Below are 14,162 nucleotides of genomic sequence, written 5' to 3'. Positions count from 1 at the left end.
TCAGGCTGCCACTTCGCAGCAGGCACAGATGGCCAGCTTCATATAACGACGCACGGTAATGACCGGCATCTTGAGTTGTGTGGAAATTTCCGCGTATGTCAGTTCCTGTAATTGATTCAGCAAGAAGACTTGCTTGGCCTTGAGCGGGATCGCGGCCAGTGCGCGATCAATCTGCGCCAGCGCTTCCAGTACCAGCGCACGATCTTCCATTGAAGGTGCGACTTGTTCCGGCATCGCAGCGAGTGCTTCGAGGTAGGCGTTTTCCAGATCACGACGACGCCAGAAATTGAACAGCACGCGCTTCGCAATCACAGTGATATACGCGCGCGGCTCACCCAGTTCGGTCGGATGTGAACCGCTCAACAATTGTACGAAGGTATCCTGGGTCAGGTCGGCGGCATGATCGCTACAGCCGATTTTTCGGCCTAACCAGCCTTGCAGCCAGCCATGATGATGGGCGTAGAGCTCGCCTATCGGCATCGTGCTTTTATCGGGGTGGGTAACAGAATTCACAGCAATCCAGTGGAGCCGACTGGCTCGAAAAATGGGCTGGCTACCGTGAGGATTGCTTGCCTACAATGAGAATGATTCTCATTATATGGCATCAATATGGTATGAAGTGCGTCAAAGTTCACATCTGTTGCGCGCCTGCATCACACCCCGCTTACTTGTGCGCGCCAGACAAAAGACCTCCGCACCGGAGGTCTTTTATGTCCTTACTTATTACCCAAGAAGTACTGGCGCGGATTAAATCGCCTTGGCATTACGCAGTTGCGCAATACGCGATTCCTCATAGCCCAGTACCTGCTGCAGGATTTCATCGGTATGCTCACCGAGCAATGGTGCCGGCGTAACGACCGCGGGAGAAGCCGACAGCTTGATCGGCATGCCTACCGTCCAGTACTTGCCGCGCTGCGCATGATCAACTTCGATATACATTTCGCGCGCATGCAAATGTTCATTCTCCGCCAGCTCGGCGGTAGACAGCACCGGTCCGCAAGGCACATCGATTTCATTCAGTACCGCCATCAATTCACTCTTCGTGTACTGCGCGGCAAAGCCGTTCAATATCGCCCACATCGCCTGCTGGTTGGCGCGACGACTCTCAATATTGGCAAAGCGCGGGTCTTCCAGCAAATGCTGGCCACCGACCAGCTTGGCCAGTGCCGGCCACACTGCTTCCTGCACCACGACATACAGGTATTCTTCGGCGCCGCCGCGCGCGCACCACAAAACATTGCCCAACTGGCCGCCGCCGGAATCATTGCCGCCACGCGGCACCGAAAACAATCCCTCGGTCGGCACCGAATACTCGGGCAATGGGCCTTTTTGCAGTCGTTCGTGATCACGCATTTTCATGCGGATCAGGTTGAGTACGCTATCCATCATCGCCACTTCGACATACTGTCCTTCGCCATACTGCACACGATGATGCAGCGCGGCCAGGATGCCGATGACAAAATGCAGGCCGGTCCCCGAATCGCCTACCTGTGCGCCGGACACACAAGGCGGGCCATCGCTGAAGCCGGTAGTCGCCATTGCACCACCCATCGCCTGCGCAACGTTTTCATATGCCTTGAAATCAGAATACGGGCCGGTGGAACCAAAGCCCTTGATCGACGCCATGATCAACATCGGATTGATCGCGTGCACACGTTCCCAGGTAAAACCGAAACGGTCCAGTACGCCGGGGCCGAAGTTTTCCATCAACACATCGCACTTCGTCAGCAAGTCGGCAAAGATGGCCTTGCCTTCATCCGTCTTCATATTGACGGTGATAGAACGCTTATTGCAGTTCAGCGTACCGAAGTAAAGACTGTCGACGCCCGGAATATCGCGTAACTGGCCGCGCGTGATATCACCCTGCGGCGGCTCCAGTTTGATCACATCCGCGCCCATCCAGGCCAGTAGCTGCGACGCCGAAGGACCGGCTTGTACATGCGTCATATCAAGAATGCGGAGACCTGCAAGCGCTTTACTCATTGTGCTTCCTTTAGTTCAATTCAAATGGATACATCCGGACCACCATGCAAGATAGCCTGCGCCTGTCGGCAGCAGTTTTGTGTATCTGCATCTTCCTGCCAGATTCAATAGGAATCCGCTATTGCCCCGGCTATGCAAAAGCGGGGCTACGGCATGCCATTCATTTTGAACTGTTAAAGACTTGGCGGAAACTGTATATTTACGTCCATTTCAGCCAAATCGATTTACTTCAGCGCCAATGACGATCCAGGTTGCAGTATTAGCTTTTCCCGGTGTGCAATTACTTGATATTGCCGGACCCGCCGATGTATTCATGGAAGCGGCGCGCCAGCTCAATGATGCGCGTGCCTATCGGGTGCAAATCATAGGGACCGAAAGCGGCCCCTTCAAATCATCGTCCGGCTTGTACGTGACACCGGATGCGACGCTGCAATCTTTCAGGGGCAGCATAGATACGCTACTGGTTGCCGGTAGCCCGGACACCGATGTCATCACCGAAAACAGTACACGCGATGCATGGCTGAAAAAACGTGCGAAGTCAGTGCGGCGTATCGGTTCGGTATGTACCGGTGCCCTGATACTCGGCATGGCCGGACTATTGGAAGGCAAGCGCATCACCACACACTGGAGCAGCGCGGAAAAACTCGCCGCCATGTTCCCGCAAACCGAAGTCGATCCGGATTGCATTTACCTGCGTGACGGCAATCTATATACGTCGGCGGGTGTCACTGCAGGCATGGACCTGGCATTGGCGATGGTGGAAGAAGACCATGGGCGTGAACTTGCGCTGAAAGTCGCGCGCGAAATGGTGATGTTCGTCAAGCGACCCGGTGGCCAATCGCAATTCAGTTCACACCTGGCGGCACAGCATACCGAAGGCTCCACCATAGGCCAGATACAGGCTTACGTACTCGCCAATTTGCGCGCCGACCTGTCGGTGCCGCAACTGGCAGAACGCGCACGTATGAGTGAACGCAGCTTCGCGCGTACCTTCAAAGCGGAAAGCGGCAGCACGCCCGCCTCCTTCGTCGAAGCCGCCCGCCTCGACCAGGCACGCCGCCTGATAGAAGAGCAAAGCCAGCCACTCAAACGTATCGCGCAACTGTGCGGCTTCAGCAACCTGGATGCGATGCGCAAAGCTTTTATGCGACGGATTTCGATCGGACCCGCCGAATACCGGCGGCGCTTCGCCAGTAAAGAATAGCTGCGGAATAGCTACGAAACAGGCGCGGCAAAAATCGGCTCAACGTCGCTTTTCAGCCATAATGAAGCATGGCTATTTTTCATCAAATATTCATTTCAAGCCACATTCACTATCATGTGATGACGTCTTCCACGCTACTACGGACAAGCCGAAAATAGACGTGGCAATGCCTGTTCATACTCGGCAGAATCGTTTTCGAACCATTCAACAAGCAGCTTTTAGCGGCAACGCACAGGCCTTGGACGGTGGTGATCTTTATCTGGAATGCGCACTTCCCGGCCTAGCTACCGAAGGTGCCAATCCAGCCAAGCAAACGATTAAAAGGAATGCATATCATGAGTAAGCCATTAGACGGCATCAAGATTATCGACTTTACCCACGTCCAGGCCGGTCCTTCCTGTGCCCAGCAATTGGCGTGGTTCGGTGCCGACGTCATCAAGGTAGAACGCCCGGGTTCCGGCGATGCAACGCGCACTTCATTGCGCGACATTCCAGATGCCGACGCCCTGTACTTCACCATGTTGAACAGCAATAAACGTTCGTTGACACTCGATACGAAAAAAGCAGAAGGCAAGGAAGTCCTGGAAAAACTGATCCGTCAATCGGACATCATGATCGAAAACTTTGCACCAGGCGCACTGGATCGCATGGGCTTCACCTGGGAATACATCCAGAGCCTGAACCCACGCCTGATCCTGGCCTCGGTCAAAGGTTTCAGCGACGGTCACTTCTATGAAGACCTGAAGGTCTACGACAATGTGGCGCAGGCAGCAGGCGGCGCAGCGACCACCACCGGCTTCTGGGACGGCCCGCCTACCATCAGCGGCGCGGCACTCGGCGACAGCAATACCGGCATGCACCTGGCTATCGGCATCCTCGCTGCACTCCAGCACCGTCACCTGACCGGCCTCGGGCAAAAAGTGGCGGTGTCGATGCAAGACGCCGTATTGAACCTGTGCCGCGTCAAGCTGCGCGACCAGCAACGCCTGGAACGCACCGGCGTACTGGAAGAATATCCACAGTACCCGCACGGCACCTTCACCGATGTCGTACCACGCGGCGGCAATGCCGGCGGTGGCGGCCAACCGGGCTGGATCCTGAAATGCAAAGGCTGGGAAAACGATCCCAACGCTTATATCTACTTCACCATCCAGGGCACCGCATGGGAAGCGACTGCACGCGCCATCGGCAAACCTGAATGGGTGACCGATCCGGCCTATGCGACTGCGAAAGCACGCCAGGACAAAATCTTCGATATCTTCGCCTACATCGAAACCTGGCTGGCCGACAAAGACAAGTTCGAAGCAATTGAAATCCTGCGCAAATTCGACATCCCTTGCGGCCCGGTCCTCTCGATGAAAGAAATCGCCTACGACGAATCGCTGCGTCGTAGCAAGAGCATCGTCGAAGTCGACCATAAGGTACGCGGTAAATACCTGACGGTCGGCAGCCCGATCAAAATGTCCGGCGCCACGGTCGAAATCACACCATCACCTTTGCTCGGTGAACACACCGATGAAGTATTGGCGGAACTGGGTTACAACGCGACGCAAATCGCGGCCATCCATAGCGCTGCTGCAGTGTAAGCGGCAGGCATCAAAACCAGGGGCACCCGCGGGTGCCCTTTTTTAATGCGCAGGAAATATCAACGCAAACTCCGTCAAACCGTTTTCTTCACTGGTCACCGTCGCCCTGCCACCGTGTAGGGCCATGATCGATTGCACGATCGCCAAACCCAGGCCGGTGGAAGTGGCCGAATTGGAGCGCGCCGCATCGCCGCGATAAAAACGATTGAACAAATGCGGGATATGTTCCGCCGCGATCCCCTGCCCCGGATTAATCACAGACACGGTTACGCCCTCAGCTGTCTTCGCACCTTTCAGCACTATGGTCGCACCCCGCGGCGTGTAAGGAATCGCATTCGCTACCAGATTGCCTAGCGCGCGCCGCAAGAGGATGGCATCCGCATATACCTTGCCGCCGGCTGCTACGCTCAGCGTGACACCGGCCTCGTCAGCCAGCCCTTCAAAATAATCGGCAATCCGCTGCAATTCTTCCGGCAAGGAAAGCGCGGACTTATTGAGCATCACATGCGTATGCTCGACCCGCGCCAGGAAGAGCATGCTTTCCACCATACGCGTCAGGCGCTCATATTCTTCAACATTGGAAATCAACAAGCCCTGATAATCTTCCACGCTCCGGGCTTGTACCAGCGCGACCTGGGTCTGCACCATCAGGTTATTCAGCGGCGTGCGCAAATCATGGGCCAGGTCGGCGGAAAACTGGCTCAAGCGCTGGAAGCTGCCATCCAGCCGGTCCAGCATTGCATTGAAGGCTTGCACCAACTCATGTAATTCCTGCGGCGCCGAACTGAGGTCAAGACGCGTATCGAGCCGATGTGCAGTAATGGAACTGGCTTGCCCTGCTATCAATTTGACCGGGCGCAAACCGCGTCGTACCACGAGGTAACCCAGCAGCGCCGCCAGCAAGGTACCGCACAATGCCGCCATGCCGATTTCAACCCGGTACGCTTTCAATAGTTCCATACGATCTGATGCGGTGCGGGCCACCACGATGACGATCTTTTCACCGCTGCGCACTTTCCCCTGCGCCGCAATCGCACGCGCGGTCAAACCGCTGGACGTCCAAAGCAAAGTAATCGATCTCCGGACCGGATGCATTTCCAGCGGTAATACCGATATGCCCGGCAAGCTGCCCTGGTCGGAATTGGTGTGCAAAATAATATTGCCGTTCATATCCTTCAACATGATGATCAGCCTGTCATGGCTGGCAGCGGCATCGAGGAAGTAATGCGGGTCTTTGCGTATCGCTGCAATGCTGTCCGATTCTTCAGCCAGGTGTCGCATCAGGCTGATCTTCCCTATCAACTCCTGGTCGTCACGATATTCCAGCTGGCCGGCGAGGGAGCGATACAAATAAGTGCCGACGCCGGAAAAAATAAGGACAGCAACCAGGAAAAACAGCAAGCCTATCCGGCTGGTCAAGGACATGCGCTGGATCAGTTTCATTCACCCTCCTCCAACACATAACCGATACCGCGTACCGTCTGTATCAACTTGCGTGCATGCGGATCATCCAGTTTTGCGCGCAAGCGGCGTATCGCAACGTCCACTACATTGGTATCGCTGTCAAAATTCATATCCCACACCTGCGATGCGATCAGTGAACGCGACAATACTTCGCCACGACGCTGCGCCAGCAAATACAACAAGGAAAATTCTTTGGTAGTCAAATCAAGCCGTGCGCCATTGCGTGTCACGCGGCGCTTCATCACATCTATCTGCATATCTGCAATCTCGATCAGGCTGGATTCACGTACCGGGCTGCGCCTGAGCAAGGTCCGTACACGGGCAATCAATTCCATGAAGGAAAACGGTTTGACCAGATAGTCATCCGCGCCCAGCTCCAGGCCTTTCACCCTATCCTCCACTTCATCGCGTGCGGTAAGGAATAGCACCGGCGTGTCGCGCACCTTGCGTAATTCGCGCAGCAATTGCCAACCATCGAGTAAGGGCAGCATCACATCGAGGATGATGAGCTCATAGCTGTCCTGCAGCGCCAGATGCAAACCATCTGCCCCATCCCGCGCCCAATCGACGACAAAACCTGCTTCGCGCAAACCCTTGCGCAGGTACTCGCCGGACTTGATTTCATCTTCCACCAAAAGAATTTTCATGCGTCACTTCCCGCTTTAACTGAATCCGGATTCTCGCTGATAGCAAACCGGGGATGGATTACAAATTTGTAATGCTGTCGTCATGTCTGTGTGCGCACTGCCTTACTACACTCCAGTCATCGATACGTTGAACAGCAAGGACTGCAAGCAACGTAGCGCAGAGATTGATGACCACAACTTTTTATCTGGAGAAATAAAATGAAACAGCTCAACACGAAATTCATCACAGCCGCTGCAATCTCTATCGTTGCCGGTATCGCCTTAATTCCCGGCGCCTATGCAAACAATGCGAGCAATGTACAAATCGCACAGGCTGAGGAATCCAACTATCCGGTACTCCAGTCTTATGGACCGGCTAAAACACGTGCCGAAGTAAAACGCGAACTGAAAGAAGCTTATGAAAAAGGATTGATGTCAGTTAGCGATAGTGATTATCCGATCCTGCCGCAAGAAAAAAACACCAAGACGCGCGAACAAATCAAACAGGAGCTGGAGCAAAGCAGACGTAACGGTGAAAGCAAGCGTATCGACAGAGAGTTGTACAGCGGCTAAGCCGGTACCAACCGGCACATAGCGTAGCCGGGGCAGATTCTGAATTGAATCTGCCCGCTTCTTGTTTTTCCGCCCGCAGCACCATCCTGCGCAAGCCCGCATCACTTCCGCTGCTCACGATACGCATGCAGGTCTTCCGATGCCCTCGGTGCGTCAAACTCTTCCAGCAAGTAAAGTGGCCGTCGTTTGCTTTCAACAAACAGACGTCCCAGGTACTCACCGATAATCCCTATCGCCATTAACTGCAGGCCACCAAGGATCATCACGGTCACGATGAGGGTAGGAAAACCCTTTACCGATTCTCCGACCAGCAAGGTTTTAAGGAAGAAGTAAGCCGCGTAAATAAAAGTAATACCGGCACAGGCAGAGCCCAGGTAAGTTGCAATTTTCAGCGGTGCAACCGAAAAGCCGGTAATACCTTCCAGCGCAAAATTCCAGAGTCGCCAATACTGCCATTTACTCTTGCCTGCCACCCGCGCATCACGGTTATAGTCGAGCGTCACATTGCGATACCCTATCCACGCGAACAAACCCTTCATGAAGCGGTTTCTTTCTTCGAGCAAATTCAGCGCATCGACTGCACGCCGGCTGAGCAAACGGAAATCACCTACATCTTCCGGCACCGGCACTTCACTCAGACGATTGATGACGCGGTAAAAAGCATGTGCGGTCACCTTCTTGAACCACGACTCACCGCTGCGCTGCAGCCGGCGCATATTGACGATATCGGCACCGGCCAGCCACGCATCCAGCATCGCCGGCATCAACTCGGGCGGGTCTTGCAAGTCTGCGTCTATGATGATGACGGCATCGCCGCTTGCCAGGCTCAGGCCTGCACTCATCGCTTCTTCCTTGCCGAAATTCCGCGTAAAACGGGCCACGCCAACGCGCGCACTGGTGGCCTTTATTTGTTGCAGGATGATGGGTGACTGATCGGTACTGCCATCGTCTACATAGATGATTTCCCAGTCATGCCGGATATGTTCCAACACGCTTTCAAGTCGTGCATGGAATAGCGGCAACACGCTTTCTTCATTGAAAAGCGGCACAACTACGGTCAGTTTGTACGATGACGCACTGCTCCCATCAACCCTGTGAATAGGATGCAAATTTTCCATCTGGATCTCTTTATATTTTTTCGGCTATACGTATGCCGTGCTGCAAATGCTGCGCACGCAGCGCCATCCGATACGGCCGGATATAACCCGGCCGGGATGTGCTGTAATTTTTGAGAATGAGGCTAAGCCATCCGCGCCCGGAACGACGGACGGATTGCTAGCTCAGGACAGGGGAAAACCGCGGGGGACGGAAAGGTGCGTCAGGTGATGCGCACGGAGACAAGGCCAGATGAAAACAGGAACCGGCGGATTTCTCCGCAGGCAGGAAGGCGAATTGCGCATTGATGCCGAGGAAAAGCTGCAGGTGGCTTGCAGCATGCAATAGTTCGTGTTCGACGGCGATGGAATTGCTTGCCTCAGTACCATCCGCCAACTCGGTCTGATGCAGCAAAACAAAATCGGCAGTGGCAGTATCAGGCACTACATTGACGCTGTGTTCGAGTTCGTGGGTCAGCCAGTTGAAATGATCATCGCTCCATAAGCCGACGTTAGTCACGAATGCAAACATGACCAGGACGGCTAAGGCGAAGTATTTCTTGACGGGGATATCCACGATTTTGCTTTACCAGGATGAGTACCACTACGAAGCCCCTATTCTATCCAAATTCCGCAGCGCCGGTATCTTGTAAAACGCATGTGGGATGTACAACAGCATCGTCGTACGCATACTGCATCCGGCGTTGGACACACAGATTTCACCGGTTAAGCGATATCGTCTTCCCGCATCTTGCTCCGGTAACGTCCCGGCGACATCCGCACATAGCGTTTGAAGAAGCGCGCCAGGTGCGACTGGTCGGCATAGCCACAGGCAAAGGCTATTTCTATCAGGGTGATATCCTCGTTTCGCAAGAGCATTTTCGCTTTTTCCACCCGCAATATCTGCAGGTATTGATTCGGCGTGACCCTGGCCGTTCGTCCAAAGCGCTTGAAGAAACTGGTCCGGCTCATGCCCAGGGTGGCGGCGAGTTCAGCGATCTGGAAGCCGCCGCTCAGACGATTAAAAAGATAATCATGCACCCGCTTCATCTGCGCTTCTGACAATGGTGCCTGGCCGTTATACGCAGTGGAGGGAACGGCCATATTCACCTGCTTCGCCAAGACATTCGCCACGATAATCCAGGCTATATAGTCGCTGCTCAAACTGCTGTTTTCTGATTCATCCATCATGTTTTTGCCGGAATACAAAAAGTACATTCAATGACACAAGCCAAATCCACATTTGCAAGAAGACGACCCCCGGCAGGCAGGCAAATTGCGCAAATTGATGGGTATGTGTTGTGAATGAAGAAAACGACGGCCACGACTAGGCCGCACCATCGAAGATGGACGTACACCGGATCTGGTGAATTTCATTGCGTGCTTCCTGAATCCCTGATTGCAGAAATACCATTTGATGCGTCGCACCAATCCATAAAGACCACCTCTGCGGATGGTTTCATATTGGTGTTTTCTGCATCTCCCTATGCCTCGACCTAAGTGTCAGCGTGGACCATTGTCCAAGATGGCGTTCAGGAAATATTTGACGATCATCCAGATCAAGAATGATCGTCCGGAAATCTGATCGAATAGGAAATACGACGGATAGCGTCGCCGGCGCGAGGGTTGAAGCACTACTTTGAGCATCAGCCATCCGCCCAGGAGCACACAAACTCAAGGGATGGCATCCGAAAGAGAACCGGTTTGAACGATATTCAAAAATCAAACGTACCTGTTCACGGGCATACAAACTGCATATGAAAATGCAAGCCAATACGCGTCACCCGCTTTTGCACCGCAACCACCTTCCTGGCTCACAGACAATTTCTGCACATTTTCTCGCAAACAAAATTTAAGTACGATTATCCAAAATATGAACGATAGTTAAATATCGGAAACAGCTATTTACAGATAATCCATACAAGACCAGAACATTCTTATTGCATTACAGCAATACATGTTATTGGCGGTACGCACTCTCAAAAAGTTTTGCGTCACTTCGCAAGCCGGCTTACCCCTGCCGGATAGAAACTGTGGAACTGGATTAGCCATGAAAGCCTTTTCGCCAAATTTGTATGAACGTTCAATTGGGTCTTCGCGTCGATACTCCCACGCCTTATCGGCCCAAAGCGCCCTCGCCTTGCTGCTGTCTTTGGTTGCTGCGCCAGCCATGGCCCAGGTCTACATAGAGAATGACGAAGTCGTCAACGTGCCGGGCACGCATGCATCACCGTGGAATGTCGGAGATATCCTGGTTGTCGGTAGCATCGGCAGCGGCGAACTCAATGTCAATGCGGGCGGTATCGTCAATGCAGGAGGTCTCCAGATAGGTGGTCCGGCAAGCATTAGCAAAGTAACGATAGGAGCAGGCGGGCAATTCAATAACAACAACCTGACCGTAGTCGGCTTTAGCGGCGAAGGTGAATTACGCATAGCGGCCGGCGGCATCCTGCGCGACAGCATAGGCTACATAGGTTTTGGCATTACTGCGCCAGGCAGGGTGCACGTCACGGGTGCAGGTTCACGCTGGGAGAACGACGCGGGAATAACCCTCGGCTACGCTGGAGAAGGCTTATTACGCATTGCCAATGGCGGCGTCGTCAGCACACCTTTTTTGACAATCTCAGAGTTTCGCAATGGGAAAGGCACGCTGGCAATCGGCGGTGCGCCGGGCGCAGCTGCAGAAGCGGCCGGCACACTGGATGCGCCAACGATCTGGCTGGGCCCGAACGGTGGACAAATCGTCTTTAACCATCTCAATGATGATTACATCTTCTCGCCCTACGTCTTTGGCACCGGCGATGTGTATCAGTTAGCCGGGACGACCATCCTGGGCGCTGCGAATGACTACTTTGGTCACACCACGATATCCGGCGGTACGCTGGCGGCCGGCGCAGCCAACCGCTTCAGCGCCAACTCGGATCACACGGTAACAGCCGGTGGCACCCTCGACACCCGTGGTTTCGAACAAACCCTGCTGAGCCTGGATAACGGGGGCACCGTCAATATCGCCAGCAGCGGCGTGAGCAATGTGTTAACCGTCAGCGGCAATTACAGCGGGAACGGCGGCAAAATCATACTCAACGCCGTACTGGGTGGCGACGACAGCGCCACCGACAAGCTGAAGATACAAGGCGATACGGCCGGCACGACGGCAGTCGTCATCAATAATATCGGCGGGGTCGGTGCCCTTACCGGTACCGGCATCAAGATCATCGACGTCGCCGGTGCATCCAACGGCACATTCCAGCTCAAGGGGCAATACCGCATTAACGATCTGGCGGCAATGGTCGTCGGTCCGTATGCGTATACCCTGCAACAAAACGGTATCGGCATACCAGCCGATGGCGGCTGGTATTTGCGCTCACGCTATCAAGCCGGTGTACCAACGTATGAAAGCTATCCGCAAACCTTGCTCGCGCTGAGCAGCCTGCCCAGCTTGCAACAGCGCGTCGGCAACCGCATGTGGGCAGAACCCGATGCGACAGGTACGACGTCGCGCTATGGCAGCGACCAGGCCGGCACCGGGATGTGGGCCCATATCGAAGGTCGACGCGACCGCATCAATCCTGCGCGTTCGACCTCCGAAGCCAGCTATAACACGGACATTTACCGGATCCAGGGTGGCATCGACGGCTTGCTCTATGCAGATGCCGGCAGCGGCCAATTGATCGCCGGCCTCTCGGCGCAATATGCGAACGGTCGTAGCGCAGTATCTTCGCCGGCCGGCAATGGCCGCATCAACACCGCCGGTTACGGTATCGGCGCCAGCCTGACCTGGTATGGCGTGAATGGCTTCTATGCCGACGGACAAGTGCAGGCCAATTTTTACAATAGCGACCTCAGCTCGCCGACCGCAGGCATCAGCCTGGCCAAAGGTAATGATGGCCGGGCCTACACGGCGTCGATCGAAGCCGGCCAGCGTATTCAAATGACACCGGGCTGGACGCTGACACCGCAGGCGCAGCTCAGTTATAGCACCGTGAGATTTGATGACTTCACCGATGGCTTCGGTGCACGCGTGTCGCTGGACCAGGGCAGCAGCCTGCGCGCACGCCTGGGCCTGTCGCTGGATCATGAAAAAGTTTGGCGCGACGGCAGCGGCAAGCAGAACCGTCAACATACGTACGCTATCGCCAATCTCTATAACGAATTCAAGGATGGCACGCAGGTCAATGTATCCGACCTCAACTTCGTCAATCGCAATACGCGCTTGTGGGGTGGCCTGGGTCTCGGTGCTTCGTATAGCTGGGCGAATGGCAAGTACATGATCTACGGCCAGGGCAGCGTCAACACCAGCCTGAATAATTTTGGCGACAGCTACTCACTGGGTGCGACGGTCGGACTGCGGATCCTGTTCTAGTCATCAGGCATGCAGAAATGGCAGACACATATTCCAGATGGTGTTTACAAGCAAAAACCCCTGACAAAGTGAATTTCAACAACTCCGGCTATCACAATTTTTGGATTGTATAGGTCATCCAGCAAGACCATGTGCCGACAAGTCAGCAGCAAGGGTATTTCTTGATCGTCGAGGCACAACATGAAACAAGTATTTTCAACTGAAAGCAATACTGCGCCACTCCCCCTTCCCGCTTCCGTTAGCGCGGAAGAAACAGCTCGCCGCCCGCATCCCCTGCCTGCCTCGCGTACGGAATTCCTGCTCAGCGATACAACATTAATCATTGATGAAAAACGGACGCTGATCCGCGACAGTGCAGGCATGGGATGGTCGAATATGGTGGCAGCACTTACCCATAGCCAACCGCTGGAAGATTACAGCCCGGCCAACTCTTACCTGTTCTTTGCCGTTCCGCTGGAGGACATGCCGCTTGCCATCCAGACCGATGGCCGCATCCACGAAGCTGAAATGCCGGCCCATAGCCACGGCATCATCGCCCCCGGTGTCAGCTACACGGTTGAATTACAAAAGCCGGGCGACTTCTTCTATCTGTCTATCAGGAATGAAGTATTGGTCGATGTGGCGGATGAGCTTTTCGGCAAACGACTGGATGACGTCGATATGTATTCGCCCTTGCAAGAGACGGATAAGAGCCTGCAATCCTTGCTCAACAGTTGCATGCACATGCTCAGTGAGCCACATGACAGCGGTTTTCGCAGCGACTATATCGCACAGGCGATAGTGGCCCAGTTCTATTCGAAACATACGCAACTACGCGATGTACCACGGGTCATGGATAGCAAGATCCCGCTGTCCCAGGGACAAATGAAACGGATCAACGACTATCTGCGAGCCAATCTGCACGGCGCTTTCCAGATCGCCGACCTGGCAGCCAGCATAGGGCTGAGCCGGACTGTTTTCTTTGAACGCTTTGTGCATACGATGAAGTACACGCCTAACCAGTATCTGCAAATACTCAGGATTAAGCGCGCCAGGCAATTACTGCGCGACCGCAAATTATCGCTGGTCGATGTCGCCTTTGCCTGCGGCTATGCCGACCAGTCGCATCTGTCCCGCTTCTTCAAACGCTTTGTCGGCGTATCGCCGGGTAAATACCGCGCTGACCTTTTGGGTGTCAGCGCTGATATGCGAAGATAAATACCGGCATCCAGGCCCAGGGCATGCGTGGATTTCCTGCTCGAAACCCTGCACTTCCCTGGACCTGGCGAC

Annotated in this window: 13 protein-coding genes; 6 read left to right on the top strand and 7 right to left on the bottom strand. The window is 54.4% G+C overall.

Annotated features, from left to right (window positions below; genetic code table 11):
* On the bottom strand, nt 1-513 hold the full coding sequence (locus tag ACFQPC_RS02185) for a sigma-70 family RNA polymerase sigma factor (protein ID WP_382270010.1): 513 nt from the start codon (nt 511-513) through the stop codon (nt 1-3).
* A 234-nt stretch (nt 514-747) separates the two neighbouring features.
* Nucleotides 748-1,983: a formyl-CoA transferase gene (gene frc, locus ACFQPC_RS02180; protein ID WP_382270009.1), complete on the bottom strand. Its 1,236-nt coding sequence runs from the start codon at nt 1,981-1,983 to the stop codon at nt 748-750.
* Nucleotides 1,984-2,227: 244 nt separating this feature from the next.
* Here frc (ACFQPC_RS02180) and ACFQPC_RS02175 point away from each other — a divergent pair, with 244 nt between their 5' ends.
* The 3 genes from ACFQPC_RS02175 to frc (ACFQPC_RS02165) all read left to right on the top strand — a co-directional run bounded on the left by ACFQPC_RS02175 (nt 2,228) and on the right by frc (ACFQPC_RS02165) (nt 4,773).
* Nucleotides 2,228-3,187: a GlxA family transcriptional regulator gene (locus ACFQPC_RS02175; RefSeq protein ID WP_417451960.1), complete on the top strand. Its 960-nt coding sequence runs from the start codon at nt 2,228-2,230 to the stop codon at nt 3,185-3,187.
* A 61-nt stretch (nt 3,188-3,248) separates the two neighbouring features.
* The gene (locus ACFQPC_RS02170) at nt 3,249-3,530 is read left to right on the top strand and encodes a hypothetical protein (protein ID WP_382270007.1); all 282 of its coding nucleotides are present in this window, start codon (nt 3,249-3,251) and stop codon (nt 3,528-3,530) included.
* On the top strand, nt 3,523-4,773 hold the full coding sequence (frc, locus tag ACFQPC_RS02165; protein WP_012080202.1) for a formyl-CoA transferase: 1,251 nt from the start codon (nt 3,523-3,525) through the stop codon (nt 4,771-4,773). The genes ACFQPC_RS02170 and frc (ACFQPC_RS02165) overlap by 8 nt, the downstream gene beginning before the upstream one ends.
* A gap of 42 nt (nt 4,774-4,815) precedes the next feature.
* Here the strand turns inward: frc (ACFQPC_RS02165) and ACFQPC_RS02160 are convergent, their stop codons facing one another.
* Nucleotides 4,816-6,216 carry a heavy metal sensor histidine kinase gene (locus ACFQPC_RS02160; RefSeq protein WP_382270006.1) on the bottom strand — a complete coding sequence of 467 codons (1,401 nt, stop codon included), beginning with the start codon at nt 6,214-6,216 and terminating at the stop codon, nt 4,816-4,818.
* The gene (locus ACFQPC_RS02155; RefSeq protein WP_382270005.1) at nt 6,213-6,884 is read right to left on the bottom strand and encodes a heavy metal response regulator transcription factor; all 672 of its coding nucleotides are present in this window, start codon (nt 6,882-6,884) and stop codon (nt 6,213-6,215) included. Before ACFQPC_RS02155 ends, ACFQPC_RS02160 begins: the two co-directional genes overlap by 4 nt.
* Before the next feature lie 198 nt (nt 6,885-7,082).
* Here ACFQPC_RS02155 and ACFQPC_RS02150 point away from each other — a divergent pair, with 198 nt between their 5' ends.
* Complete coding sequence (locus ACFQPC_RS02150; protein ID WP_382270004.1) at nt 7,083-7,436, top strand: DUF4148 domain-containing protein; 354 nt, start codon at nt 7,083-7,085, stop codon at nt 7,434-7,436.
* 101 nt (nt 7,437-7,537) lie between these two features.
* On the opposite strand, the gene ACFQPC_RS02145 is transcribed toward ACFQPC_RS02150, so the two are convergent.
* The 3 genes from ACFQPC_RS02145 to ACFQPC_RS02135 form a co-directional block, all read right to left on the bottom strand.
* Nucleotides 7,538-8,554, bottom strand: a complete 1,017-nt coding sequence (locus ACFQPC_RS02145) for a glycosyltransferase family 2 protein (RefSeq protein ID WP_382270003.1) — start codon at nt 8,552-8,554, stop codon at nt 7,538-7,540.
* Nucleotides 8,555-8,711: 157 nt separating this feature from the next.
* Nucleotides 8,712-9,107, bottom strand: a complete 396-nt coding sequence (locus tag ACFQPC_RS02140; protein ID WP_382270002.1) for a hypothetical protein — start codon at nt 9,105-9,107, stop codon at nt 8,712-8,714.
* A gap of 149 nt (nt 9,108-9,256) precedes the next feature.
* Complete coding sequence (locus ACFQPC_RS02135) at nt 9,257-9,718, bottom strand: helix-turn-helix domain-containing protein (protein ID WP_382270001.1); 462 nt, start codon at nt 9,716-9,718, stop codon at nt 9,257-9,259.
* An 862-nt stretch (nt 9,719-10,580) separates the two neighbouring features.
* On the opposite strand from ACFQPC_RS02135, the gene ACFQPC_RS02130 reads away from it, so the two are divergent.
* Together ACFQPC_RS02130 and ACFQPC_RS02125 are read left to right on the top strand one after the other, a co-directional pair.
* On the top strand, nt 10,581-12,893 hold the full coding sequence (locus tag ACFQPC_RS02130; protein WP_382270000.1) for an autotransporter family protein: 2,313 nt from the start codon (nt 10,581-10,583) through the stop codon (nt 12,891-12,893).
* A 180-nt stretch (nt 12,894-13,073) separates the two neighbouring features.
* Nucleotides 13,074-14,090: a helix-turn-helix domain-containing protein gene (locus ACFQPC_RS02125; protein ID WP_382269999.1), complete on the top strand. Its 1,017-nt coding sequence runs from the start codon at nt 13,074-13,076 to the stop codon at nt 14,088-14,090.
* The last annotated feature ends 72 nt before the right edge of the window (nt 14,091-14,162 follow it).

The organism is Herminiimonas glaciei (assembly GCF_042664955.1).
In the GTDB taxonomy this organism is placed as follows: Bacteria; Pseudomonadota; Gammaproteobacteria; order Burkholderiales; family Burkholderiaceae_D; genus Oxalicibacterium; species Oxalicibacterium glaciei.
The sequence above is the reverse complement of the archived record's forward strand: the minus strand, read 5'-3'. Positions and strand labels throughout refer to the sequence as shown.

What these genes read in the sequence shown, in the direction of transcription:
- frc (WP_382270009.1), bottom strand. Translation starts at nt 1,983, where the DNA reads ATGAGTAAAGCGCTTGCAGGTCTCCGCATTCTTGATATGACGCATGTA.
- ACFQPC_RS02170 (WP_382270007.1), top strand. Translation starts at nt 3,249, where the DNA reads ATGAAGCATGGCTATTTTTCATCAAATATTCATTTCAAGCCACATTCA.
- frc (WP_012080202.1), top strand. Translation starts at nt 3,523, where the DNA reads ATGAGTAAGCCATTAGACGGCATCAAGATTATCGACTTTACCCACGTC.
- ACFQPC_RS02160 (WP_382270006.1), bottom strand. Translation starts at nt 6,216, where the DNA reads ATGAAACTGATCCAGCGCATGTCCTTGACCAGCCGGATAGGCTTGCTG.
- ACFQPC_RS02155 (WP_382270005.1), bottom strand. Translation starts at nt 6,884, where the DNA reads ATGAAAATTCTTTTGGTGGAAGATGAAATCAAGTCCGGCGAGTACCTG.
- ACFQPC_RS02150 (WP_382270004.1), top strand. Translation starts at nt 7,083, where the DNA reads ATGAAACAGCTCAACACGAAATTCATCACAGCCGCTGCAATCTCTATC.
- ACFQPC_RS02145 (WP_382270003.1), bottom strand. Translation starts at nt 8,554, where the DNA reads ATGGAAAATTTGCATCCTATTCACAGGGTTGATGGGAGCAGTGCGTCA.
- ACFQPC_RS02135 (WP_382270001.1), bottom strand. Translation starts at nt 9,718, where the DNA reads ATGGATGAATCAGAAAACAGCAGTTTGAGCAGCGACTATATAGCCTGG.
- ACFQPC_RS02130 (WP_382270000.1), top strand. Translation starts at nt 10,581, where the DNA reads ATGAAAGCCTTTTCGCCAAATTTGTATGAACGTTCAATTGGGTCTTCG.
- ACFQPC_RS02125 (WP_382269999.1), top strand. Translation starts at nt 13,074, where the DNA reads ATGAAACAAGTATTTTCAACTGAAAGCAATACTGCGCCACTCCCCCTT.